This is a genomic window from Qipengyuania sp. YIM B01966, assembly GCF_016461955.1.
Classification (GTDB): Bacteria; Pseudomonadota; Alphaproteobacteria; order Sphingomonadales; family Sphingomonadaceae; genus QFOP01.
The window spans coordinates 212537-236498 of the sequence record NZ_JADMNM010000003.1 but is presented as its reverse complement, the minus strand read 5'-3'; the positions used below and the strand labels follow the sequence as shown (position 1 = coordinate 236498).

22 protein-coding genes are annotated in these 23962 nt (G+C 64.2%); 10 read left to right on the top strand and 12 right to left on the bottom strand.

The window, feature by feature from the left end; all coding sequences use genetic code 11:
* The first annotated feature begins 283 nt into the window (after positions 1-283).
* Complete coding sequence (locus ILT46_RS06095; RefSeq protein ID WP_082347913.1) at positions 284-829, top strand: sensor histidine kinase; 546 nt, start codon at positions 284-286, stop codon at positions 827-829.
* Positions 830-900: 71 nt separating this feature from the next.
* Complete coding sequence (locus ILT46_RS06090; RefSeq protein ID WP_087910621.1) at positions 901-1359, top strand: ion channel; 459 nt, start codon at positions 901-903, stop codon at positions 1357-1359.
* Positions 1360-1781: 422 nt separating this feature from the next.
* Here the strand turns inward: ILT46_RS06090 and ILT46_RS06085 are convergent, their stop codons facing one another.
* The 5 genes from ILT46_RS06085 to ILT46_RS12120 all read right to left on the bottom strand — a co-directional run bounded on the left by ILT46_RS06085 (position 1782) and on the right by ILT46_RS12120 (position 4042).
* Positions 1782-2228: a hypothetical protein gene (locus ILT46_RS06085; RefSeq protein ID WP_161485477.1), complete on the bottom strand. Its 447-nt coding sequence runs from the start codon at positions 2226-2228 to the stop codon at positions 1782-1784.
* A complete protein-coding gene (locus ILT46_RS06080; RefSeq protein WP_199503740.1) occupies positions 2225-2494 on the bottom strand; it encodes a hypothetical protein in 270 nt (89 codons plus the stop codon). Before ILT46_RS06080 ends, ILT46_RS06085 begins: the two co-directional genes overlap by 4 nt.
* Positions 2495-2623: 129 nt before the next feature.
* On the bottom strand, positions 2624-3094 hold the full coding sequence (locus ILT46_RS06075) for a MarR family winged helix-turn-helix transcriptional regulator (protein WP_046903469.1): 471 nt from the start codon (positions 3092-3094) through the stop codon (positions 2624-2626).
* Entirely contained in the window at positions 3091-3516 is a 426-nt protein-coding gene (locus ILT46_RS06070) for an organic hydroperoxide resistance protein (RefSeq protein WP_046903468.1), read from the bottom strand. Before ILT46_RS06070 ends, ILT46_RS06075 begins: the two co-directional genes overlap by 4 nt.
* Before the next feature lie 232 nt (positions 3517-3748).
* A complete protein-coding gene (locus ILT46_RS12120) occupies positions 3749-4042 on the bottom strand; it encodes a hypothetical protein (RefSeq protein WP_202393023.1) in 294 nt (97 codons plus the stop codon).
* 874 nt (positions 4043-4916) lie between these two features.
* On the opposite strand from ILT46_RS12120, the gene ILT46_RS06060 reads away from it, so the two are divergent.
* A complete protein-coding gene (locus ILT46_RS06060; protein WP_199503739.1) occupies positions 4917-5696 on the top strand; it encodes a tyrosine-protein phosphatase in 780 nt (259 codons plus the stop codon).
* A gap of 48 nt (positions 5697-5744) precedes the next feature.
* A complete protein-coding gene (trxB, locus tag ILT46_RS06055; protein ID WP_199503738.1) occupies positions 5745-6725 on the top strand; it encodes a thioredoxin-disulfide reductase in 981 nt (326 codons plus the stop codon).
* Here the strand turns inward: trxB and ILT46_RS06050 are convergent.
* From ILT46_RS06050 to ILT46_RS06035, 4 genes are read right to left on the bottom strand one after another with little or no spacing between them, the layout of a single operon-like run.
* Positions 6722-7150, bottom strand: coding sequence for an MAPEG family protein (locus tag ILT46_RS06050; RefSeq protein WP_199503737.1), 429 nt, complete (start codon positions 7148-7150; stop codon positions 6722-6724). The two genes, trxB and ILT46_RS06050, sit on opposite strands and share 4 nt — an antisense overlap.
* A complete protein-coding gene (locus ILT46_RS06045; protein WP_199503736.1) occupies positions 7147-7596 on the bottom strand; it encodes an MAPEG family protein in 450 nt (149 codons plus the stop codon). The genes ILT46_RS06050 and ILT46_RS06045 overlap by 4 nt, the downstream gene beginning before the upstream one ends.
* Positions 7597-7647: 51 nt before the next feature.
* Positions 7648-8625, bottom strand: a complete 978-nt coding sequence (locus tag ILT46_RS06040; RefSeq protein ID WP_199503735.1) for a threonine ammonia-lyase — start codon at positions 8623-8625, stop codon at positions 7648-7650.
* Between the two features lie 37 nt (positions 8626-8662).
* Positions 8663-11020 (bottom strand): TonB-dependent receptor, encoded by a 2358-nt coding sequence (locus ILT46_RS06035; protein ID WP_199503734.1) that lies wholly within the window; start codon positions 11018-11020, stop codon positions 8663-8665.
* Between the two features lie 191 nt (positions 11021-11211).
* Here ILT46_RS06035 and ILT46_RS06030 point away from each other — a divergent pair, with 191 nt between their 5' ends.
* The 3 genes from ILT46_RS06030 to ILT46_RS06020 all read left to right on the top strand — a co-directional run bounded on the left by ILT46_RS06030 (position 11212) and on the right by ILT46_RS06020 (position 14966).
* Positions 11212-12423, top strand: coding sequence for a saccharopine dehydrogenase family protein (locus ILT46_RS06030; protein ID WP_199503733.1), 1212 nt, complete (start codon positions 11212-11214; stop codon positions 12421-12423).
* A complete protein-coding gene (locus ILT46_RS06025) occupies positions 12423-13595 on the top strand; it encodes a carboxynorspermidine decarboxylase (protein WP_199503732.1) in 1173 nt (390 codons plus the stop codon). Before ILT46_RS06030 ends, ILT46_RS06025 begins: the two co-directional genes overlap by 1 nt.
* Positions 13596-13757: 162 nt before the next feature.
* On the top strand, positions 13758-14966 hold the full coding sequence (locus ILT46_RS06020) for a type III PLP-dependent enzyme (RefSeq protein WP_199503731.1): 1209 nt from the start codon (positions 13758-13760) through the stop codon (positions 14964-14966).
* Positions 14967-14995: 29 nt separating this feature from the next.
* On the opposite strand, the gene ILT46_RS06015 is transcribed toward ILT46_RS06020, so the two are convergent.
* The 3 genes from ILT46_RS06015 to murI form a co-directional block, all read right to left on the bottom strand.
* Positions 14996-17209: a putative bifunctional diguanylate cyclase/phosphodiesterase gene (locus ILT46_RS06015; protein ID WP_199503730.1), complete on the bottom strand. Its 2214-nt coding sequence runs from the start codon at positions 17207-17209 to the stop codon at positions 14996-14998.
* A 91-nt stretch (positions 17210-17300) separates the two neighbouring features.
* Positions 17301-18521: a 5-aminolevulinate synthase gene (gene hemA / locus ILT46_RS06010; RefSeq protein ID WP_199503729.1), complete on the bottom strand. Its 1221-nt coding sequence runs from the start codon at positions 18519-18521 to the stop codon at positions 17301-17303.
* Between the two features lie 97 nt (positions 18522-18618).
* A complete protein-coding gene (gene murI, locus ILT46_RS06005; protein WP_199503728.1) occupies positions 18619-19413 on the bottom strand; it encodes a glutamate racemase in 795 nt (264 codons plus the stop codon).
* A gap of 99 nt (positions 19414-19512) precedes the next feature.
* Here murI and plsY point away from each other — a divergent pair, with 99 nt between their 5' ends.
* The 3 genes from plsY (at position 19513) to topA (ending at position 23900) form a co-directional block, all read left to right on the top strand.
* The gene (gene plsY, locus ILT46_RS06000; RefSeq protein WP_370592354.1) at positions 19513-20151 is read left to right on the top strand and encodes a glycerol-3-phosphate 1-O-acyltransferase PlsY; all 639 of its coding nucleotides are present in this window, start codon (positions 19513-19515) and stop codon (positions 20149-20151) included.
* On the top strand, positions 20148-21257 hold the full coding sequence (gene dprA, locus ILT46_RS05995) for a DNA-processing protein DprA (protein ID WP_199503727.1): 1110 nt from the start codon (positions 20148-20150) through the stop codon (positions 21255-21257). The genes plsY and dprA overlap by 4 nt, the downstream gene beginning before the upstream one ends.
* 66 nt (positions 21258-21323) lie before the next feature.
* Entirely contained in the window at positions 21324-23900 is a 2577-nt protein-coding gene (topA, locus tag ILT46_RS05990) for a type I DNA topoisomerase (protein ID WP_199503726.1), read from the top strand.
* Positions 23901-23962 lie beyond the last annotated feature (62 nt).

Here is a 23962-nt window from a genome sequence, read left to right as displayed (position 1 = left end):
GAGCAATGTTCTGCCAGAGGCGTACCGCCGCCCGAGCGTCTCGATAAACCCTTAGTAACGCTTCGCATCACGATCTCCTACAGATCAATGCCGTCGTCGGGGTTGCGAGGCCTGTCGCGCCAGCCCTTGCATCCGTCGCCGCAAGGCCGATGCGCGCGCAGCTTCATCCGGGTCATCCTCGAAAATCGCGAACTCGCCGGTCGGTAACGAGTCCGGCGTTTCTCGTGCGATATCGAGATGATCGGGCAGTTCGGGTTCGCGGCGGAGCCCATGAGTTTTCTCCATGACGGGCCGGTCGGGAGCCTCTCTCCTGACCTCAAAACTTTCACGAAGCGCAGCGTCGCCCTCTTACTATAAAGAGAGCGACGCCGCGGTCTGGGCGACGGTGGAGGTCAACCTTACGGCTCTGACTGGTGATCTATTGGCGCTGCATTCAGATGAGGACCGCATCGGCCTCGACCTTTCGCCGGCAAGCCATGTGCTGGGTGATCCCACCGCGCTCGGACGGATTTTTGATAACCTCGTCGATAATGCCCTGCGCCACGCCTCGACCGTCACGGTAAGGAATGTTTCGGATGGCGGTAAGACCTGCTGGTCGTTTGAGGACGATGGCCCGGGAGTTGCGCCCGACCAACAACTGACGTTAGGCACGGCCTATGCCCGTTTCGATCCGTCACGCGATCGACAGACGGGCGGAGCCGGCCTTGGCTTAGCGATCGTCTGCGGACTTGCCGAAGCCATAGGCGGCTCCGTCTCGTTCCGGTCCAAGCCGGGCCGAGGACTGCATGTGCAAGTCGTGCTGTTGTCGGCGGGTAGAAGCTCAGAATGAGCGAGACTCCACTGCAGACTGATAATAATCGGAGGAGTAAATCAAATTGATAAAATTGAGGATCATCAACGATGAGTATCGTCGCTCAACTCGCGATCGGAACGGTGACCGTTGCACTTACCATCATCATGCAAGCGTGTTTTGCCGCAATAGCCTTCTCAGTCGATGATCGCTTCACGCCGCCTCGCACGCGAACAACACGCTTTGGAGCGACCTTGCTTCTTGCCGCTTCTACGATATGGATGCTGCTCGCTATCACGCTGGCGGCTTGGATTTGGGCGGGCCTGTTTATTGTATTGGGTGCCTTCGAAGCGCTGGAACCGGCGCTCTATTTCGCAACGGTTTCCCTGACGACGCTAGGCTTCGGCGACGTTATCCTCTCGCAGGATGTGCGGCTGCTGTCTGCGATCGTGGCTGCCAACGGCCTCGTCATGTTCGGTTTGAGCACTGCGTTTCTTCTCGAATTCGTGGGTCAGGTGCGCGAGGAGAAAGGCAGTTCGACGCGATCCCACATTTCGACGGCAGAATGACTTCGTACAGAACCGGCTCACTTTGGCTAGCATAAACGATTGTGCCTGCCCACTCTACCCGCATCGCCTTGTCCAAGTAGAAAACGCCGATCCGCCCGGGTTTCGACAAATAGTCTGGGGCTTGGCGCTTGCGTAGACTGGATGGTCAAAAGTGGAATGGCGGGTTGCGACTCTAATGTCGGTCCTAACCACCAACTCGGCGGTTCGCCAGAAGCAGATGTTCGCATGGCATGCGCTCAGGTCGGCTTCGCCCTCTCATCCCAGTCATCCGAGCATTGAGGGCTACGTTCCGAAAGCGGACGTCGGTTCGAGGGCGTCGGAGCGATGCCCATATCGGACAATAGGATTAGTCGGCTTAACGGAGATGGATTGGGCTTAAGGACATCTCGAACGGTGGCAACAAAGCGACCTGGGTTCGGTCTTTATCCGCCTTTGACTTGTGCAGGGTCGAGCGCCTGCACCGGGGTTGCGAGAAAGCGGAATGGCTCGGCGGTTCCTTGCTTCGCGGCCGCGACAGCGTTGATGAGCAGCGCCGCCGAAGCGGCAAACCCTTCGATTGAATTTGCCTTGCCAAGCCAGACCCGCGAGGCCTTGGGCGACACGCCCACGGTAACTTCCAGCGCGGCATTGCGCGAACGCGCGGCCGACCGGTAGAAGCTCTGGTCATCAAAGGGGTCGAGCGAATAGTCCAGATCCTGTCCGGCAAGGATCTTGGCATCGGCCTTCGTGGCACTTCTCCGGTGAACGCCCGACAGCCACAGAGTCCGCGCCTGGCCATTCTCCAGAAATGCGGCGGCCATGGTTGAACGGGATATCGGCAAGAGCCAGGTCGGTGGAACGGCTCGACGTCTCTGACCTTGCCGATTCATCGGAAAGCCTCGCGGTTTGGCTGAAGTGCGATCTCACCTTTGATGCTGCCGAGATTGTCGCGAACGTCGACTACGCCAACCTCGTCTTCCAGCAGCGCCTGCACGTCCTGCGACAGCTCTTGCAGCTTCAACATGTCGGGGCCGGTCAGGACGATTTGGATCGGATCGCCCGATGTTGGCTGTCCGGTCTCGGGTGCCACCAGTAGAGTGGCACCGGCGACATTGCGGTCGAGATAGGTCTGTAAAGTCGGGTCGGCAGTCCTCATTTACGCGGGCGGGCGAGAGGAAACGAACTGCATCGCAAGGTCGCTCGACTATCGCCAAGCGTCCCAGTGGACGCCCCACGAAGATCGGACAGGCAATCCTCGCAGACGTGCGACACCTGCTGAGAGGCTTCACCTCTTCGAGCCGGTTTGCTCCGCAAGCAGTTCGACAAGCCTGCGCACGCTGTCCCGCAGTTCGTCAATCCCTTCGGATTTGCGCCCCCTCGCGAGGGTTTCGGGAACATACACTGCCTGGTTGCGCAGTATTTTTCCACTCTCGGTCAGTTCGATAACCACTCGGCGCTCGTCTTCCGGATCGCGTGTTCGTCGAACCAGGCCGGCGGCCTCCATACGCTTCAGCAGAGGGGTGAGAGTTCCGCTATCGAGGTAAAGCCGCGCGCCGAGGGAGCCCACCGTCTGGGGTTCTTTCTCCCATAATACCAGCATGACCAGATATTGCGGATAGGTGAGACCCAGCTCCCGAAGAACAGGGCCATAGAGGCGGCTGAGGAGGTTGGTGGCAGCATAAAGGGGAAAGCAAACCTGTCGATCGAGCAACAAGGGATCGCGCGGGTCCTGTGCTGCTGCCACTCCGTCATTCATTGGGCGAACACATTAATTTTCACATCGACGTTTCCGCTGACTGCGTTGGAATAGGGGCAAGCAGCGTGGGCGTTCTTCACGATCTCGTCAGCCTTTGCCTGATTGACCCCGGCAATTTCGACATCCAGTGTGACAGCGAGATTAAACCCGTCATTACCATTCGGCAAGAGGCCGACCTGGCAGGAGACTTCAATGTCGTCGTCACCCACCTTGTCGGTCTGTGCCCGCGTTACATGGATCACGGCATTTTCGAAGCAAGCCGCATAACCAGCAGCGAAGAGTTGCTCGGGATTAGTCGCGTCGCCCTTGCCACCGAGTTCCTTCGGTAGAGCGAGGTCGAGCTCGAGAATGCCATCTTCGCTTTTGACCTTTCCGGCGCGGCCACCATAGGCGTTAACGCGAGTGTTGTAGAGATTTTTCATGTTAGCTCCTTACGGTTAGACAGCAGGATAAATAGTATCCAATTATATTGTGCGCAATATATAATTTGCAAGGCGCGTCATGCTGGCAGACACGCCTTTGCGTCAAATTCTGACCGCGTCACCTGCCCAAAGCCCTCAGAATAGTCTTCTCGACCGGCGAGTAGCTATTGTCGGAACGCTCGAGACTGATCGGCTCACGCGGTAGCAGTGGCGGCTGCGCAATGAAGCGCGGCTACTTACCGTAATCCTTATATGCAGAATGCACGAGGAAAGGGTGGCACAGATACACCTTGCCGGCCGGACCCGTTGCCAGTTGCTCCAGGCGATGGGCCGATCCGGCGAATCCGTCCGAGGTCAACTCTCGAAGGGTCAGACCGGCTTCCTTGGCCGGTGCGAGTTGTCGCGCTGTATCGATATGCGAGCCGACCCGAATGCGCGTTGAGGAATCGTGAATACCCACATCCGAGAATAGGAACAGCATCAACAGGGCGCGGCCCTTGCGGTGCACATTGGCCCGCCACTCCATGAAGTCGGGCTTCTCATAAGCGAAGCTGACCTCGATGTGCCACCCGTCGTCTCCAGGTTCTTCGGCAGATGGAAAGCCAACAGCAAATGTTCCGAGTCCGCCCCGCGGCAGCCACCGACCTTTGCCCACAAGCTGGTCGAATGCTGTATGCAGGGCGGTTGTGTTTGCCGCTTCGTGAAACGGAGCCTGATCGAACCGCTCGAGACGGGCCGGGTCCAGGTGGTCGAGTCATCGGGATCGCATCCCGTGGCCACCCACAGGATCGCGCGCGCTTCTGCGGCCACCTTGGATGAAAATGCAGCACCCACCCAGACGAAGCCGTCGCGAACGAAGCGGGCAATGGCATCTGCGCCAAGCGCAGAGAAGTATCGATTAGGCGCGTATGGTCGAGCGGCATTGCTGCTTCACGAGCCGGAAACCCGGCCAGCTCAGCCCAACGGAAAGGGTCGAGGCGCGATTGAGAGTGATGAACTTCATGGGCTTCTGCTACCTGATGTATTGTAGAGACACGACAAACGGCTGCCATTGAACAGGTGCTGGGCATACATGGGTGGTCTGCCATGGGGTCGGAAGCAAAATGGCCGATTTGCATTGGTTGCCTGCCCAAAGCAGACAGTCAGCAACCGGCCCAACTTCCGCCGTTCAATGAGGCGGTTGAGCTGCCAATTTTCGAACATTAGTCGGCCGATCGCACCCTTGTAACGGTTTGGCGCAAATTCGGGATTCTGGGGGTATCGGTGGGGGTATTTTCCAAGAGTTGGGCGGAAAAAACGAGCAATGTCAGAATGTTATAGGTTCGCTATATGTTCCTCCTCCGCTACCAATTCCACGGTCATGCTTGTCCGCGCGCGGACGACCTGCCACAGCGCTGCCAATGGCGCACGACCGGGTTCTTCTTTTTGACGGTGTCCACAATTTCCGCGATTATGGCGGCTATGCTGTGGCGGGCGGGGGACGTGTGCGGCGCGGCGTGCTGTGGCGGTCGGGGCAGCACCGCGATGCCAGCGCGGCCGATCTGGCACGTATCGCAGCGCTTGATCTGCGCCACGTGATCGACCTGCGCGGCAATGGCGAACGCGCGCAATATCCTTGCGCGCGGCCTGCCGGCTTCGGCGCGGAGGTAATTTTCCATGACGGCGAGACGGCCGGTCTTGCCCCCCATGTCGAGGCGGTAGCGCAAGGCGGCCTGACCGCGGCCGCCGCGCACGAGGCGATGCGGCGCCTTTATGCCGACTTGCCCCAGCGCGCGGCGCTGATCGATGTCGGCCGGCGCTTCTTCGCCGCGCTGGAGCAGGGGGAGGGCGCGAGCCTGGTCCACTGCCTTGCCGGCAAGGACCGGACGGGGATGCTGGTCGCGATGGCCCATCATGCGCTCGGCGTTCACCCCGACGATGCGATGGCCGATTACCTGCTGACCAATGAAGCCGGCAATATCGAGGCGCGGATCGCCGCCGGAGCCGAGGCGGTGCGCGACCGCTATGGCGCGGTAGACGATCAGGCCGTCCGCGTATTGATGAGCGTGCATCCCGCCTATCTCGATGCCGCACGAACTGCTGCGGAGAGCGCGCACGGCTCTCTCGACGCGTTCCTTGCCGATGTGCTGGAGGTGGACGGCGCCCAGCGTGAACGGTTGCGCGCGCATCTTGTCGAATAGCGGGCGGCGCCTCATCTGACGCTGCACCAGACACGGAAAAAAGATCTCATGGCCACGCATCACACCCGAATGCTCATCATCGGTTCCGGCCCGGCCGGGCTGACTGCGGCGATCTATGGCGCGCGGGCGATGATGGCGCCGATCGTGGTGCAGGGGCTGCAACCGGGCGGGCAGCTGACCATCACCACCGATGTCGAGAATTATCCTGGTTTTCGCGATGCGGTGCAGGGGCCGTGGTTGATGCAGGAAATGCAGGCCCAGGCAGAGCACGTCGGCACGCGCATGATCTGGGACACGATCGTCTCGGTCGATATCGACGGCGGCGCGCCGTTCCGCGCGGTCGGCGACAGCGGCGATGAATATATCGGCGAAACGCTGGTCATCGCCACGGGCGCGCAGGCGAAATGGCTGGGCGCGCCGGGCGAGCAGGAATTGGGCGGCAAGGGCGTGTCGGCCTGCGCGACCTGCGACGGGTTCTTTTATCGCGGCAAGCGTGTGGCGGTTATCGGCGGCGGCAATACCGCGGTCGAGGAGGCGCTGTACCTCACCAACCACTCCGACAATGTGACGCTGATCCACCGGCGTGACAGCTTGCGGGCTGAACAGATATTGCAGCAGCGACTCCACGCCTCGGACAAGATCAACGTGCTGTGGAACAAGGAAGTGGTCCGCTTCGCCGGCGACGCGGCGGCGGGCGGCCTGACCCATCTGGTGCTGCGCGACACCGTGACGGGCGAGGACAGCAGTCTCGAAGTGGATGGCGCGTTCGTCGCCATCGGCCACGCGCCGGCTACCGAATTGTTCAAGGGGCAGCTGCCAATGGACGATAACGGCTATCTGCTCGTCGAGCCGGGCACGCCCAAGACGGCGGTGCCGGGCGTGTTTGCCTGCGGCGATGTCGCCGATCATGTCTATCGGCAGGCGGTGACCGCGGCGGGCACCGGGTGCATGGCTGCGCTCGATGCCGAGCGCCATCTGGCCGCGCAGGCAATCGGGGCCGAGCCGCCGGTCGCCGCCGCAGCCTATTAGAACACCGCCAGCGCCGCCTTCATGATCAAGGCGATCAGCACCAGGCTCGACAGCGCGAACAGCACGAACCGCACCTGGATGCGGTTGGCGGTCGCCTGCACGAGCGAGTGCACGATGCGCAGCCCGAGATAGATCCAGCCAAGCAGGGCGGTTGTCCCGTCGCCCTGGCCGACGATCGCCAGCACCACCGCCACGGCATAGAACAGCGTGGGCTGTTCGTGCAGGTGGTTGTAATTATGCGCCTTCCATTGCACCTCGGCCGGCAGCGTACGGTCCAGCGTGCTGTCAGGATCCCGCGCCAGCCGGTCGAGATCGACCGAGGCGCGGCTCATCGCGGGAATGCGCGTCGCGTACATCCATACCCACATGACCATCGTCCAGATCATCAGGCCGATGGCGGGCTGGAGGATACCCATGCCGATCATGACAGCACCGCCGGGTCGGCGAACAGCGTCAGCGCCAGCGCGCGGCCGGCGAGCCAGGCGAGCGCCAGTGTCGAGAGCAGGAACAGGGTGAAGCGCACAGGCACCCGGTTGATCAGCGATTGCCACAGCGAGTGGACGATCCGCAGCGCGACATAGACCCATGCCGCCAGCAAGTCGCCCGCCGCCGCGCCGAGCAGCGCGATGATCATCACAGCGGCGTAGAACAGCGTCGGCTGCTCCATCAGGTGGGCGTAATTGTGCGCTTTCCATTGCGCGCGCGGATCGATCCGTCCGTCAAGATCCTGACCGCGCCCGCCGGGTTCGCTCTTCGCCAGATCGATCCCGGCGCGCTTCATCGCCGGAAACCGCGTCAGCGCGGTCCACGCCAGCATCACCAGCGACCATGCGATCAGCACTGCCGCAGGCGCAAGCATTTGTGCCACCATCCCAATCATCCCCCTGTTACCGCGCAAGCCTGCGGCGTGCGCGCCGGCTTGTCAATCGGCGCGGGCGAGCACAGCCGCATAGGCCGCCGGATCGACATTCCCGCCGGTCAGCATCACCACCGTCTCGCCGCGCGCTGGTGGCGCCAGCTTGCCTGCGAGCAATGCGGCAAGCGCCGCCGCGCCGCCGGGTTCCAGCACCAGCCGCAGCCGGGCAAAGGCGAACCGCTGCGCCGCGCGCACTTCGGCCTCGGTCACGGCAAGGCCGTAGGCGCAGCGCGCCTGCAGCACGGCGAAATTGACCGGCGCGGTGGCCGGCGTCTGCAAGGCGTCGCAGGCCGTTGCCGGGGCATGGCGCGCGACCCCCTCGATCCGCCCGCTGGCGAGCGAGCGGCGGACATCGTCCCACCCGGCGGGCTCGACCGGCACAATTGCGGCGCCGAGACAGGCGAGCGCCAGCCCGGCGGTCAGCCCGCCGCCGCCGCAGGGCGTAGCGATCAGCGCGGGTTCTTCGCCCAGTTGCGCGGCAATCTCGATCCCGGCGCTACCTTGACCCTCTATCACCCACGGATCGGCATAGGCGTGGACCAGCACACGGCCCGTCTGCTCGCTCAGGGCGCGGGCGATGGCATCACGGTCCTCGCCGCCCGGACGGTCATACAGCACCACCTCGGCCCCCAGCGTGCGCGTTGCGGCCAGCTTCACCGCGGGCGCGTCGCACGGCATGACGATGGTTGCGGCGATCCCCAGCCGCTGCGCCGCCCAGGCCACGCCCTGCGCGTGATTGCCGCTCGATACCGCCACCACGCCCGCCGCGCGTTCGGCCGGGGTCAAATCGCTCAGCCGGTTCCATGCCCCGCGGATTTTGAAGGCCCCGACCGGTTGCAGGCTTTCGGCCTTGGCCCAGACTGGCCGGCCCTCATGTTCAAACGCCAGCAGCGGCGTGGGCGGCAGCAGCGCGGCGATCTTCGCGGCGGCGCGCTTTACGCCGTCCGCATCGGGTATCCGCGAGACCTGTGCAGGAGATGGCATCGCACGGCCATACCCCGCAACAGGTGCCTCAGAAAGCTCAATACCGCGCGGTGAGCTGAACCCCGAACAGGCGGGGTTCTGCCGGGATGAAGGTCGGAATGCCGAATGCGCCGCCGGTGTTGCCGGCGTCGAGCAGATAATCCTCGTTGAGCGCATTGCGGATGAATGCCGCCAGCTCGAACCGGTTGTCGTCAAAGGCCACCCCGCCGCGCGCATTGACCAGGGTGACCGGCCCTTGGCTGAGGCGCGGATTGTTGGGCACTTCGAAGAAAATCCGGCTGCGATAGGTCACCGTCGGGGTCAGGAAGAACCGCGCCCCGCCGCCTACCGGCGCATCAAGCGTGAAGCCCGCGGCGCCCTGCCATTCCGGTTGCAACCGGAAGCGCGCACCGGCGAATTGCGGGGCAAACGAATTGTCCTCGTCGATCCCGCCGGAAATGTGCCCGACATTGCCGAAGAATTGCAGCCAGTCGGATGCACGCACGGCGATTTCCGCCTCGATCCCCAGATTGCTGGCCGACCCGGCGCTCTGCGTGACAGTGCGCCCGTCAGGTTGCAGCACGCCCACCTGGAAGCCGTCATAGACCTGGTAATACACCCCCAACGAGCCTGAAACGGCGCGCCCGGCCAGCTTCAGCCCGGCCTCGTAATTCCAGACATTTTCTTCCGGTACCAATTGCAGCGAGGGCACAACGCCGGCCGGTGTGCGGACAGCGCCAAGCTGGACCACCGGCGAACGGCGCCCCTTGGATACGGTGGCAAACGCATTCGCCCGCTCGCCAAGCCGATAGAGGATGTTGAACCGCGGCAGCACCGCCGCATAGCTGGCATCGGCGGTAAAGGTCCGTCCGCCCGTATCCGACTGCCCCGGCACCAGGCTGAAGGCGAGCGAAGGCAGCGCACCCAGCAATTGCGCACGCAGCGCGGCCGGCAGCAGCGCGGGCAGGCGCGGCGTGGGCACGCTGGCGATGTAGCCCGAACGGCGCTGTTCGATCAGCAGCCGCGCGCCAGCCGTCAGCTCGATCGCCGGGGCCGGGATCCAGGTAACATCGGCAAACATCGAATAGGAATCATTGCGTCCCTGGTTTTCGAACCGCGAGGCATAGGGCAATTGCGTCAGCGCGCCGCCGGTCAGCACGCGGGTAGCGCCGGCAGCGGGGACGGACCCGTCAGGCGCAACGCAGCCGACCCGCAGCGCATTGGTCAGGCACTGGATGAACGTGCCTTCCTCGCCCGAGAACGGCACCGCCTGGCTGCCATCTTCGCGGAACACGTTCCAGCCGAAGGTCGCGCGCCAGCTCGGGTCCTGATAGGAAAAGCGCCCTTCGTGGCTCGCCTGCCACCCCTTGGCGAGCTCGCCAAATTCGAGATACCAGGCCGCCGAACCATCCGCGTCGAACACTTCGAGGCTGTCGAATTTGCGATAGCCGTTGACCGTGGTGAAGGTGACCCCGCGGCCCAGATCGGCGCTCAGTGTCAGGTTGATGTCATAGACATCGCGCTCGAGCCCCAATTGCGGCAGGCCGAGCACCGCGGCCGATAGCGGCGAGCCGCCCAGATTGGCGCGGCCGAACGGGTTGGCCGGCCCGTCCTGCGTGGCGAGATTGCCCGAAATGAACGGCGTGCCGCCATTGCGCTGCCGGTCCCAGGTGCCGATCAGATCGACCGTGACCGCATCGCTTGGGCGAAAGCGCAAGCTGCCGCGCACGCCCAGCTGGTCCTGCGCATACAATTCGCTGTCCTGCGCTGCGCTGAGGTTTTCGACATAACCATCGCGCTTGCGCATTTCGAAGGCGATGCGGCCGGCCAGCGTGTCGTTGCCGGCGTTGAGATGGCCGGCGAGCAGGCGCTGGTCGAAATTGCCGATCCCGCCCGTAAGTTCGCCCGACAGTCCGGCGCGCGGCCGCGCCGAGGTGAGGCTGATCGCGCCCACCGCCGAAGCGGTGCCGAACAGGGTCGCCTGCGGCCCCTTGATGACCTCGACCCGTTCCAGATCGTAAATCGCCTGATACGATCCGCGCGAACGCGAAATGTCGATGCCGTTATAATACAGCGTCACGCGCGGACCCTGCTGGGCCGATCCCGAATCCGAGGTGATCCCGCGGATCACCACGCCCGGGTTGTTGGCGCTCTGCTCCTGAATGTTGAGACCGGGCACATAGGCCGACAGCTCGTCGAGGTCGCTAACACCCAGCTCGCGGATCCGCTCGCCGGTGACGGCGGAGATAGTGATCGGCACATCGACGGAGCGCTGCTCGATCTTCTGTGCGGTGACGATAATCTCTTCGCTGGCGTCAGCCGGTGCGGGTGCGTCAGCGGCCTGCTGGGCCAGCGCCGTAGCCGGTAGCAGCGAAGCGGTGGCGAGCAGGAAAACGGCAGCGGAGCGGTAGATCATGGCGAGCCCTCTGATGGTGTGCAGCGGCGCGTAGAGCGGGCAGGAGACGCCACGGTGACTGTTTCGCGAAGGTTAGGTTACGTCGCGGCACAAAATCACCGGCCGCGGCTTTACAGCTTCGGGCGCAATGTTGGCGCCGGGGCGCGCAGCGGCTAGGGCGCGGGCAAGATTCGAATAGCGGAGTTCACGAGATGTCGAGAGTGTTGGTCATCGGGGCAGGCGGGGTAAGCTCGGTCTGCGTGCACAAGATGGCGATGAACCCGGAAATCTTCAGCGACATCCACCTCGCCAGTCGCACCAAGAGCAAGTGCGACGCGATTGCTGCGAGCGTGAAGCAGCGCACGGGCCGCGATGTCGCAACCTATTCGATCGACGCGGAAGAAGTGCCCGCGATGGTCAATCTGATCCGCAAGGTGCAGCCCTCGCTGGTGGTCAATCTGGCGCTGCCCTATCAGGATCTGCCGATCATGGATGCCTGCCTCGAAGCGGGCGTCAGCTACCTCGATACCGCCAATTACGAGCCTAAGGACGAAGCGAAGTTCGAATATAAATGGCAGTGGGCTTATCACGACCGGTTCAAACAGGCCGGGCTGATGGCGCTGCTGGGGTCGGGTTTCGATCCCGGCGTGACCAGCGTGTTCACCATGTGGCTCAAGAAGCACAAGCTCAAGACCATCCGCCAGCTCGACATTCTCGACTGCAATGGCGGCGATCACGGGCAGCATTTCGCCACCAATTTCAATCCGGAAATCAATATCCGCGAAGTGACCGCGCCGGCCCGGCACTGGGAAAACGGCGAATGGGTCGAAACGCCGGCGATGGCCAACAAGGTCTGTTTCGATTTCGAGGCCGTTGGCCCAAAGAATATGTATCTGATGTATCACGAGGAGCTGGAAAGCCTCGCCAAATTCGTGCCCGAACTGGAGCGCGCGCGGTTCTGGATGACCTTCGGCGATGCCTATATCAACCACCTGACCGTGCTGCAGAATGTGGGCATGACTGCGATCGAGCCGATCCGTTATCAGGGCAAGGATATCATCCCGCTGCAATTCCTCGCCGCAGTGCTGCCCAAGCCCGAGACGCTGGGCGAAACCACCAAGGGCAATACCAATATCGGCGTCATCGCCACAGGCGAGGCGGCAGACGGCTCTGGCGAAAAGACGTTCTACATCAAGAATATCTGTTCGCACGAGGCGGCGTTCGAGGAAACCGGCAACCAGGCCGTCAGCTACACCACCGGCGTCCCGGCGATGATCGGCAGTGCGCTTATGGTGCAGGGCATTTGGTCGGGAGCGGGCGTGTTCAACATCGAGCAGATGGATCCCGATCCGTTCATGGACATGCTCAACACCCAAGGGCTACCGTGGACGGTCGAGGAATTGAGCGGGCCGGTCGACTTCTGATGGAAACCAGAGCCGGCGATCCGGGGGCGTTTGCCCGGTTTGATCTTACCCGCGTCGATAGCCCGGCTTTCGTGGTCGATGCGGCGCGGCTTCGGGCCAATCTGCAGATTCTCGCTGAGGTGCGCGATGAAGCCGATATTAAGGTGCTCGCTGCGCTCAAAGCGTTCAGCATGTGGTCGGTCGCGCCGATTATAGGCGAATATCTCGACGGCGTCTGCACCAGTGGGCTGTGGGAAGCTCGGCTGGCGAGCGAGTTCTACGACGGCGAGATTGCCACCTATTGCGCCGCATACAAGCCGGACGAACTGGCCGAGGTCTGCCGCCTGTCGGACCACGTGATCTTTAATTCGCCCGGCCAGCTCGAACGTTATCAACCGATCCTCGATGCCGCCCGCGCGGCGGGGCAGACTTTTGACGTTGGGCTCCGGGTCAATCCGCTGTGTCCCTGCGGCGAGGTGCCGCGTTATGACCCGTCGAGCCCGGGCAGCCGCCTTGGCTTCCCGATCGACCAGCTCACCCCTGAGATCATGGCGCAGGTCAACGGCATCCACTTCCACAATCTGTGTGAACAGGATTTCGAGCCGCTGCGCCGCACGTGGGACACGGTGTTCGACGTGATCGAGCCGTATTTCGACGGTCTGACCTGGATCAACATGGGCGGTGGCCACCATATCACCCGCGCCGATTACCAGCGCGAGGAGCTGATCGAATTCCTCCGCGACGCAAAGGAGGATACCGGCGCCGAGATCTACCTCGAGCCGGGCGAAGCCGTGGCGCTCGATGCTGGCATCCTGGTCGGGACCATCCTCGATTCGCACTGGAACGGGCTGCCGGTGGCGATCACCGATATTTCCGCCACCTGCCATATGCCCGACGTGATCGAGGCACCCTATCGCCCTGCCATGCTGGGCGAGGTGGAAGAGGGGGAGGCAATCCGTCTGGGCGGGCCATCCTGCCTCGCCGGCGATGTCCTTGGCGATTACCGCCTGCCGGTGCCGGCCGAGCCGGGCGAGCGGTTCGCGTTCCTCGACCAGGCACATTATTCGATGGTCAAGACCAACACTTTCAACGGTGTGCCGCTGCCGTCTATCTGGCTGTGGGACAGCGATACTGACCAGCTCGAGCAGGTCCGCGCGTTCGGCTATGAGGATTTCCGTGGCCGGCTAAGCTGACCGGCACCCTGCAGAAAGTGGCAAACGCCCGTCCGCTTTTCACTTGCGATTCATCTGACCCGCCCTATATCCGCCCTCCGCAGCCAAGCTCCCCTGCAAAGGGGGGGACTTCCCAAACCGCAAGGCTGCTTTGTCTGACGAACCGTTTGGGGGTCCCTTGAGTTGCACATCTATCCTGACGCACGGTCTGTAGTTCGCGCCCTCGCGCCTGACGAACCCGTATTGCTCAATCGCCCGCACGCCGCCGCGCGCGCCGCCCGCTTCTTTGTCGAGAAGTTTCCGGGCAAGTCGCTCTATGCGGTGAAGGCCAACCCGTCGCCCGACCTGCTGCGCGTGCTCTGGGATGCCGGGATCACCCATTACGACGTCGCGTCCATCACTGAAGTGCGGATGGCGCGTGCGACGCTGTCTGAGGCGGTGCTGTGCTTCATGCACCCTGTTAAGACATCGGCGGCGATCCGCGAAGCCTATCACCAGCACGGCGTGCGCACCTTCAGCCTCGATACCGAGGAAGAGCTGATCAAGATCGTCGATGCCTGCCGCGCCTTGGACGGCACCCCTGCGGCCGACCTCAAGCTGCTGGTTCGACTGCGCGTGTCGAGTGAATATTCGGAACTGTCGCTGGCGTCGAAGTTCGGGGCCGATCTCGTCGATGCGCCCGCTCTGCTTCAGGAAACCCGCCAGCATTGCGACTGGCTGGGCGTCTGCTTCCATGTCGGCAGCCAGGCGATGACGCCGTTCGCCTATGTCCAGGCGCTCGAGCGCGTGCGCGCGGCGATCGTCGAAGCCTCGGTGCTGGTCGATATCATCGATGTCGGCGGCGGGTTCCCCAGCGTCTATCCGGGGATGGAGCCGCCGCCGCTGGAAGATTATTTCGCGGTCATCTTCCGCGCCAGCGAATCGCTGCCGATTTCCTATTCGAGCGAGCTGTGGTGCGAACCGGGCCGGGCGCTCAGCGCGGAATATTCCTCGCTGATCGTCAAGGTCGAGAAGCGCCGGGGCGACGAGTTGTACATCAATGACGGGGCCTATGGCGCGCTCTACGATGCCGCCCACGTCGAGTGGCGGTTCCCGGTGCGCGCGCTGGAGGACGATCTGATCGAGGGCGAGCAGGACTTCGCGTTCTATGGCCCGACCTGCGACGATGCCGATTACATGAAGGGCCCGTTCGCCCTGCCGGCGGACATTCAGGCGGGCGACTATATCGAGATCGGGATGCTCGGCGCCTATGGCGCGGCGATGAAGACCACCTTCAACGGGTTTGGCGCGGCCGAGCAGATCGTGGTCGAGGACGAGCCGATGGCCAGCCTGTATCGCGGCGACCGGGCCGATCCCCGCGGCGTCGCCGATAACGTCGTCAGTCTGCGCTGAACCCCCGTTGGGCGGGCTGGCCGTCTGTGTCAGTCCGCCTGCGCACTGCCGGCTTGCGCGCTTGCACCCACCGCAACTTCCATGAATCGCGGTTTCGATTCGTTGCGCTTGCCTTCGGTCGGGCCGGCGGTGCCGGGACGCGCGGGGAGGCCGGCGGCAGCGATCGTATAGGGCGACACGCGGTGGCGGGTGCACAGCCCGCCCGCTCCGTCATTGACCAGCGAGCTTTCGAACTCGACCCCGAAGGCTGCGCCATTGACGCGCTTCACGGTACAGACGATCAACTGCCCTTCGCCCAGATCAAGCACCAGCGGTGTGCCCGGTTCGAGTCCCACGATCCCCTCGACCCCCGCGCCGATCCGCGAAATGTCGCGCATCACTGCGTTGTAATAGTAATCCTCGTGAATCACGCCGATGCGGCGGAAGACCGAGCGGCGGTCTGGTCGATAGGTTTCCGGGCCATCGGGCTTGATAAGGAATTTGCCCGAGGCGATCCGCGCATTGACTTCCGCTTCGGGCAGGGGACGCGAATAGATGAAGCCCTGGATCAGTTTGGCCCCGCGTTCGCAGACCACTTCGAGCTGGTCGAATGCCTCGACCCCCTCGACCGTCGTTTCCATGTTGAGCGCGTTCGACAGGCCGATGATCGCGGCGATGATCTTGGCGCTGTTGCGATCGGACTGGGTACACGAATCGACGAAGCTCTTGTCGACCTTGATCTTGTCGAAGGGCGCGGCGCGCAGATAGCTGAGCGAGGAGAATCCCGTCCCGAAATCGTCTAGCGCCAGCCGCACGCCGAGGCCCTTGAGCGCGGCGAACGTGCGCTCAGCGGCCTCGCTGTCTCCCATGAAGACGCTCTCGACGAGTTCGAGTTCGAGCCGCTCCGGCGGCAGGCCGCTATGTGCCAGCGCATTGGCGACCACTGTAACGAAGCCCGGATTGGCGAACTGGACAGGCGACACATTGACCGCGACACGCACGCTTCTGGGCCAGGCCAGCGCTGCACCGCAGGCCCGGCGCAGCGCCCATTCGCCGAGCAGATTGATAAGGTCGCTCTCTTCCGCCACCGGAATAAATACGCCTGGGCTGACAAAGCCGCGCTCGGGATGCTCCCAGCGCATCAGCGCTTCGAGGCAGACCACGCGGCTGGTATCGACACAGACGACCGGTTGGTAATGCAGGTCAAGCGTGTCGTCCTGCAGCGCATCGCGCAGGTCATCGAGTAGTTCCTGGCGTTCTTCCTCCTCGTTCTTGAGGTCGGCAGAGTAGAAGCGGAACTGGCCACGACCGCCGTGCTTGGCGGCATAGAGGGCAAGGTCCGCGCTGCGCACCAGATCTTCCCGCTCCGCCCCATCGAACGGCGCCACCGCGATCCCGACCGAGGTGCCGATCACCGCGCGCTTATCCTCGATCGGGAACGGTTGTGACAGCAGGTTGATGATCTTTTCGGCCAGCTCCCCCAGCGTGCCGCGGTCATCCTCGTCGGGCACGACGATCTGGAATTCGTCGCCGCCCAGCCGGCCCACCGTGCCGCGCTCGCCGACCACGGCCAGCAGACGATCCGCCACTTGTTGCAGCAGATTGTCGCCCGCCTGGTGGCCCAGCGTGTCGTTGACATGCTTGAACTTGTCGAGATCGAGCATCAGCAGCGCGCATGAGCGGCCGGCGCTGCGATAGGCCGCCAATGTGCGGTCGAGCAACCGGTCGAGATTGTGGCGATTGGCGAGGCCGGTCAGCGAATCGAAATCCGCCATCCGCGAATCCGCGATCTGCCGTTCGTAATCGACCGTGATGTCGGACGCATTGCCGCGGAAACCCTGGAATTCGCCCGCCTCGTCAAATTGCGGCAGCCCATTAATGCTCCACCATGTCTGGCACGACGCGTTGGCCGGCACGCCGTGGGCGAAGCGCACGGTCTGGTCGTGGATGCGGGTGCGCCCCTTGAGCTGGAAGCTGAGCGAGCGCGACGTATAATCGGCGTTTTCATCCACCTGGAACAGGCGATCGAACGGTTGATCGACCAGATCAGCGATATCTTTCCCGAGCGCGGCGAGGGCGCGGTCGGACAGATAGATCAGCTTGCCGGCAGCATCTGTCGCCCACAACCAGGCGATGCCGGCACGTTCCGCTTCGTCCAGGATGCGCAGGCGGTCGGCTACCCTTTCAATCCCTGAGGCTGGCTCAGCGGTTCGCGGCGCGGCAGCGGCACGTCCGGCAAACCTGTTGAGGAACCCTGAAGCCATCGAAACGCACGCTTTCCCAACCCTCAGCGACCGGGAAAAAGCGCTAAACCGTGATGGTTAATAAGCCGATAAAATGACGGCCTCTGCCCGGTCAGGCGGCGCGGCGCAGTTCGAGGTCCAGCCGCTGCCAGATTTCGACCAGCGCGGTGGTTACTTCGGCCATCATCGCGTCGGTATGCGCGGGGCCGGGCGTGAACCGCAGCCGTTCGGTCCCACGCGGCACGGTGGGGAAATTGATCGGCTGCACATAGATGCCGTATTCCGCCAGCAGAATGTCGCTGATCCGCTTGGCGCGCACCGGGTCGCCGACCATCAGCGGCACGATATGCGTGGCGGTGTCCATCACCGGCAGCCCGGCATTGCGGAAATGCTGCTTGAGCGCGGCGGCGGTGGCCTGCTGGGCGTCACGCTCCTCGCTCGACTCTTTGAGATGGCGCACGGCCGCGAGCACGCCGGCGACCAGCACCGGGCTGAGCGAGGTGGTGAAAATGAACCCCGGCGCATAGGAGCGGATGACGTCGATCACCCGTTTGTCAGCGGCGATGTAGCCGCCCATTACGCCAAACGCCTTGCCCAGCGTCCCTTCGATGATGTCGATCCGGTGGGCGGCCTCGTCGCGTTCCGAAATGCCGCCGCCATGCGCGCCGTACATGCCAACCGCATGGACCTCGTCGATATAGGTCAGCGCGTTGTATTTGTCGGCAAGATCACAGATCGCGTGGATCGGGGCAACGTCGCCGTCCATCGAATAGACGCTTTCGAACGCGATCAGCTTGGGCGTTTCGGGCGCTTCTGCGGCCAGCAATTCTTCCAGATGCGCGACATCGTTGTGGCGGAACACGCGCTTCTCGCAGCCCGAATTGCGGATGCCGGCAATCATGCTGGCGTGGTTCAATTCGTCGGAAAAGATCACACAGCCAGGCAGCACGCGGGCGAGGGTGGAGAGCGTGGCGTCGTTGGAGACATAGCCGCTGGTGAACAGCAGCGCACCTTCCTTGCCGTGCAGGCTGGCGAGTTCGTTCTCAAGCTCGACATGGAGATGGGTGTTGCCGCCGATATTGCGCGTGCCGCCACTGCCCGCACCGACATCGTGCAGCGCAGCTTCCATCGCGGCGATGACATTGGGGTGCTGGCCCATGGCAAGATAGTCGTTCGAACACCACACGGTGATCGGCTTGGGCCCGTTATGCCCGTGGAAGCACCGCGCATTGGGATAGGCACCCTTGTTACGCATGATGTCGATGAACACGCGGTAGCGGCCTTCTTCGTGAAGCCGGTCGATCGCCTGGTCGAAGATCTGGTCGTAGTTCAAGGGCTGGCCCGTCCGCTGCGCCCTGTGGGCGTGTTTGCCCGCCGGATACGCCCCTCTGGCGGCTTTTGCCACCGCGATCTTTGCAAACGATTCGCAGCTAGAAGCGTTCGATTTGGGTGAGACCGTAGGCTGCGAGCATTTCGGCGCGCATCGGGTTCGCAGCGGGGTCGGCAGTGAACACTGCGCGGTCGGGCATGGTGCGGGCAAAAGTCTGGCCGTCGGTCAAATGGGCGATCCGGCGGGCGATGCCTTCCGCTCCGTCGACAAGCCGGACATCAGGCCCGAGCGCGCGCTGAAGTTCCTCGCTGAGCAAGGGGAAATGCGTGCAGGCCAGCACGACCGCGTCGATCTGCCCTCCTTGCGCCTGCACGCGGAGGCCGGCGACCGCCTCGTCGATCAGGGCCTGTTCGACCAACTCGTCGCGCAGCTTCGCTTCGGCAGCGGCGACCAAGCCGGGGGCGGGGTGGCGGATCAACCGCTTGCCGGCAGCAAATTCGGCCTCAAGCCGGTCGACATAGCCCTGGCGGATGGTGGCCGCCGTGCCGAGCAGGCCGATCACGCCGCTGCGGGTCAGCGCGGCCGCCGGTTTGATCGCCGGGACGGTGCCCACCACCGGCACCTCCAGGACCTCGCGGACTATGCCGAGCGCGATCGTGCTGGCGGTATTGCAGGCGATGCAGACAAGGCGCGGGTGCCAGCGTTCGGTCATCCGGCCGAGCAGGCCCGCCACCCGCGCGGCAATCTCCGCCTCGCTCTTGCTGCCATAGGGCAGGCCGGCGGTGTCGGCCGCATAGATTACCGGCGCTTCGGGCAGCACGCGTCGCAACGCGGCCAGCACCGTAAGGCCGCCGACACCGGAATCGAACAGCAGGATGGGGGCAGCCGGGTCCACGAAAAACGCTCCGTTGCGGATGCGGCGGTGCTTGTGCCGACCCGTGCTTGTCGGGTAGCGCCCTTGCGGCAAAGCGGCGCTGACGGCAAGCGCCCGCAAATGGGAGCGAGGTCGGACCCGATGGAATGGCTGCTGGCGTTTCTGCTTGGATACGGGCTGGGGTCGATCCCCTTCGGCCTCGTCCTGACGCGGCTGGCGGGGTTGGGCGATGTGCGCGCCATCGGCAGCGGCAATATCGGCGCGACCAATGTGCTGCGTACCGGGAATAAGGGGCTGGCCGCGGCCACGCTGCTGCTCGATGCGGGTAAGGGGTTTCTCGCCGTGTGGCTCGCCTGGCGGTTATGGGCGTCGGCCGAAGGGATGGTGGAATTCTGGTCCGATCCATGGCTGGTCGGGACGGCGGCGTTGGGCGCGATCATCGGCCATTGCTTCCCCGTCTGGCTGAGGTTCAAGGGCGGCAAGGGCGTAGCGACGCTTGCCGGCGTGTGCTTCGGCCTCGCCTGGCAGATCGGCGTGGTCTATGCACTCGCCTGGCTGGGGATGCTGGCGATCTGGCGCTATTCCTCCCTCGCCGGGATCACTGCCGCGATCGCCGCCCCGGTGGCCGCATGGCTGACGGGCTGGGGCGTATTCACCCCGTTCCTGGCCGCAGCGGCGGCCATCGTCGTGCTCCTCCACCGGGCCAATATTGCCCGGCTGCGGGCGGGGACGGAACCCAAGGTGGGCCGCAAGGGGTGACCCTGTCGCAAGGCGAGGCATTCGCCCGCATCCGCTTGCTGCGCTCGCCCAACATCGGGCCGGTTTCCTACGGCCAGTTGCTCGCCCGTTTCGGCACCGCGGCGGCGGCGGTCGAGGCGCTCCCGGACCTCGCTGCGCGGGGCAAGGCCCGTTACCGCGCTGCGCCTGCCGAAGTCATTGAGCGCGAGGTCGAGGCGGTGCGCCGCGCCGGCGCCCGCTATCTGTTCCACGATCAGCCCGCCTTCCCGCCCTTGCTGCGCGAGATCAGCGGTGCGCCTCCGATCGTCACCTGTCGGGGGCAGGGCGAACTGGCGCTAGCCCCCTGCGTCGCGATGGTCGGCGCGCGCAATGCCAGCGCGGCCGCAGTCAAGCTGGCGCGCGATTTCGCCGCCGCGCTGGCGGGGGAGGGGTTCGCGGTGGTTTCGGGGCTGGCGCGCGGGATCGACGGCGCGGCGCATGAGGGTGCGCTCAGCGCCTCTGGCGCGCGCACAATCGGTGTCATCGCCAGCGGGATCGACATCGCCTACCCGCCGCAGCACGCGACCTTGCAGGAACAGATCGCGGCCGAGGGGCTGCTGATCGCCGAACAGCCGCCCGGCACCGAACCGCGCGGCAGCCATTTCCCCAGCCGGAACCGGATCATCGCCGGGCTTGCCGCCGGCACGCTGGTGGTCGAGGCCGCGCCGCAATCGGGCAGCCTGATAACCGCGCGGCTCGCGGGCGAGGCCGGGCGCGAGGTGATGGCCATCCCCGGCAGCCCGCTCGACGCGCGCGCCAGCGGCTGCAACCAGCTGATCCGCGACGGCGCCGTGCTGGTGCAGACGCCAGATGACGTGATCGAGGTGCTGCGCGATTTTACCGGCCGCCCGCGGAGCGTGCTGCGCGATACTGCCCACGCATGGGAACCCTCGCGCGAAGAGTGGGCCGAAGCCGAGCCTGCGGTGCTGAGCGACCTCCTCAGCGCCGCCCCGGTCGCGGTGGACGAGCTGATCCGCCAGTCCGGGGAAAGCGCGGCTGCGGTGCAACTGGCGCTGCTCGAGCTGGAACTGGCCGGCAACCTGGTGCGCCATGTTGGGGGCAAGGTGAGCCTCAGCACGCAGGCTTGACGCCGCCCGCGAACCATCGCCACCCTCGCGCGTACGTATACGCGTAAGGCTTTGCTCGGACAGATCATGCAATTGGTTATCGTCGAATCGCCCGCCAAGGCGAAGACTATCGAGAAATATCTCGGCCCCGGCTTCAAGGTGCTGGCGTCCTACGGCCACATCCGCGACCTGCCGCCCAAGGACGGCAGCGTGCGACCCGAGGAAGACTTCGCGATGGATTGGGAGCTCTATCGCGACAAGCAGAGCCGGTTCAAGGAAATCGCCGATAGCGCCAAGGGCGCCGAACGCCTGATCCTCGCCACCGACCCCGACCGCGAGGGGGAGGCGATCTCGTGGCACGTGCGCGAGCTCCTGGCCAAGCGCAAGGCGCTGCCGGCCAAGGTTGACCGGGTGACCTTCAACGCCATCACCAAGCCGGCGGTTACCGCCGCGATGGCCGCCCCGCGCGAACTCGATCAGGACCTGATCGATGCCTATCTCGCCCGCCGCGCGCTCGATTATCTGTTCGGCTTCACGCTCAGCCCCGTGCTGTGGCGAAAGCTGCCCGGCGCCAAGAGCGCGGGGCGCGTGCAATCGGTGGCGCTGCGCCTGATCGTCGATCGCGAGCGCGAGATCGAGGCGTTCCGGGCGCAGGAATACTGGTCGGTGCTGGCGCGTATGGAGCATGACGGGACCGCATTTGATGCGCGGCTGGTCAAGCTCGACGGGGCCAAGATCGACCGGCTGACGCTGGGCGAAGAGAGCGCCGCGCTGGCGGCCAAGGCGATCGTGGAGCAGGCTCGCTTCACCGTGGAGGAGGTCGAGACCAAGCCGTTCAAGCGCAATCCGGCGCCGCCATTCACCACTTCCACCTTGCAGCAGGAGGCCGCGCGCAAGCTCGGCTACTCAGCCAGCCACACGATGCGGCTGGCGCAATCGCTGTATGAAGCGGGCGCGATCACCTATATGCGGACCGACGGGGTGCAAATGGACGAAAGCGCCATCTCCGCCTGCCGCAAGGCTGTGGCCGAGCGCTATTCGGGGCATTACCTGCCGGAAAAACCCCGCCATTACAGCACCAAGGCGAAGAATGCTCAGGAAGCGCACGAGGCGATCCGGCCGACCGACTTCACCCGCGAGCGCGCCGGTGCGGGCGATGAGGGCAAGCTCTATGAACTGATCTTCAAGCGCGCGATGGCGAGCCAGATGGCGGCCGCCAGCCTGGAACGGACCACCGTAACGCTGCGCGACCCGACCGGCCGGCACGAATTGCGCGCGACCGGGCAGGTGGTGAAGTTTCCCGGCTTCCTTGCGGTCTATCAGGAAGGGTTCGACGATAGTGACGAGGGCGAAGACAGCCTGCTGCCGCTGATGCGCAAAGGCGACAGCCCGGCCAAGCGCGAGGTCGTTGCCAGCCAGCACTTTACCCAGCCGCCGCCGCGCTTTTCCGAAGCGAGCCTGGTCAAGCGGCTGGAGGAACTCGGCATCGGCCGGCCCTCCACCTATGCCTCGACCATCCAGACGCTGCGCGACCGCGCCTATGTGCGGATGGAGAAGAACCGCTTCTTTGCCGAAGAGAGCGGGCGGCTGCTGACCGCGTTCCTCGAACGGTTCTTCGAACGCTATGTGGCGTTCGACTTCACCGCTGGGATGGAGGACGAACTCGACGAAGTCTCGGGCGGGCGCGAAGAATGGAAGACGCTGCTCGCCGCGTTCTGGCGCGATTTTAAGCCCAAGGCCGACGAGGTGATGGAGCGGCTGCCGTCGGAGGTGACCGAGGCGCTCGACCAATTCCTCGGCGATTATCTGTTCCCCGAGCGCGAAGACGGCGGCGACCCGCGCCAGTGCCCAAGCTGCGGCGATGGCCGACTGGCGTTGCGCGGCGGGAAATTCGGCGCATTTGTCGCCTGCTCGAACTATCCCGAATGCAAATATACCCGCCGGTTCGGGCAGGGCGGCGGGGCCAGCGGCGACGCGGCCGAAGATGCGGTGCTCGGCACAGACCCTGAAAGCGGATTGCCGGTAGAGCGCAAGACCGGGCGGTTCGGGCCTTACGTGCAACGGGGCGAGGGCAAGGACGCCAAGCGCGCGAGCATTCCCAAGGATCTCGACGATTTCGATTTAGACTGGGCGTTGAAGCTGCTGAGCCTGCCGCGCATTGTCGGCGCACACCCTGATACGGGTCTGGAAATCGAAGCAAATATCGGACGTTATGGGCCATACTTGCGGCACGACGGCAAATACGGCAAGCTGGCGAACACGCGCGAGGTGTTCGAGGTCGGCATGAACCGCGCGGTCGATCTGCTGGCGCAAGGCGCCAATCGCGGCGCGGGAGGTGCCCGGGCGAAGGCCGAGCCGATCAAGCAACTCGGCGCGCATCCCACCAGCGGCGGCGAGATGAAAGTGATGCCGGGACGCTACGGCCCCTACGTCACCGACGGCACCACCAACGCCACCATCCCGCGCGATATCAAGCCCGAGGATGTGACCGAGGCGCAGGCGATCGAATGGATCGACGCCCGCGCCGCCAAGGGCCCGGCGAAGAAAAAGACCACACGCAAGAAAGCCGCGCCGAAAAAGGCGCCGGCCAAGAAACCGGCGGCAAAAAAACCTGTGGCCAAAAAGGCGGCGGCGCGTAAAGCGGCGACAGAGCCGGCAAAATAATGTCATCCCAGCGCAAGCTGGGATCGCTCAGGGTCATAGATCGATAGCGACCCCAGCTTTCG

Coding starts and splice junctions, on each gene's coding strand:
- ILT46_RS06040 (WP_199503735.1), bottom strand. CDS start 8,625: ATGCCATCTCCTGCACAGGTCTCGCGGATACCCGATGCGGACGGCGTA.
- ILT46_RS06025 (WP_199503732.1), top strand. CDS start 12,423: ATGGAAACCAGAGCCGGCGATCCGGGGGCGTTTGCCCGGTTTGATCTT.
- ILT46_RS06060 (WP_199503739.1), top strand. CDS start 4,917: ATGGCGCACGACCGGGTTCTTCTTTTTGACGGTGTCCACAATTTCCGC.
- ILT46_RS06095 (WP_082347913.1), top strand. CDS start 284: ATGACGGGCCGGTCGGGAGCCTCTCTCCTGACCTCAAAACTTTCACGA.
- plsY (WP_370592354.1), top strand. CDS start 19,513: ATGGGAGCGAGGTCGGACCCGATGGAATGGCTGCTGGCGTTTCTGCTT.
- ILT46_RS06015 (WP_199503730.1), bottom strand. CDS start 17,209: ATGGCTTCAGGGTTCCTCAACAGGTTTGCCGGACGTGCCGCTGCCGCG.
- ILT46_RS06075 (WP_046903469.1), bottom strand. CDS start 3,094: ATGAATGACGGAGTGGCAGCAGCACAGGACCCGCGCGATCCCTTGTTG.
- ILT46_RS06035 (WP_199503734.1), bottom strand. CDS start 11,020: ATGATCTACCGCTCCGCTGCCGTTTTCCTGCTCGCCACCGCTTCGCTG.
- ILT46_RS12120 (WP_202393023.1), bottom strand. CDS start 4,042: ATGGAGTGGCGGGCCAATGTGCACCGCAAGGGCCGCGCCCTGTTGATG.
- topA (WP_199503726.1), top strand. CDS start 21,324: ATGCAATTGGTTATCGTCGAATCGCCCGCCAAGGCGAAGACTATCGAG.
- ILT46_RS06070 (WP_046903468.1), bottom strand. CDS start 3,516: ATGAAAAATCTCTACAACACTCGCGTTAACGCCTATGGTGGCCGCGCC.
- ILT46_RS06045 (WP_199503736.1), bottom strand. CDS start 7,596: ATGGTGGCACAAATGCTTGCGCCTGCGGCAGTGCTGATCGCATGGTCG.
- ILT46_RS06080 (WP_199503740.1), bottom strand. CDS start 2,494: ATGAGGACTGCCGACCCGACTTTACAGACCTATCTCGACCGCAATGTC.
- ILT46_RS06030 (WP_199503733.1), top strand. CDS start 11,212: ATGTCGAGAGTGTTGGTCATCGGGGCAGGCGGGGTAAGCTCGGTCTGC.
- trxB (WP_199503738.1), top strand. CDS start 5,745: ATGGCCACGCATCACACCCGAATGCTCATCATCGGTTCCGGCCCGGCC.
- ILT46_RS06050 (WP_199503737.1), bottom strand. CDS start 7,150: ATGATCGGCATGGGTATCCTCCAGCCCGCCATCGGCCTGATGATCTGG.
- ILT46_RS06085 (WP_161485477.1), bottom strand. CDS start 2,228: ATGAATCGGCAAGGTCAGAGACGTCGAGCCGTTCCACCGACCTGGCTC.
- ILT46_RS06090 (WP_087910621.1), top strand. CDS start 901: ATGAGTATCGTCGCTCAACTCGCGATCGGAACGGTGACCGTTGCACTT.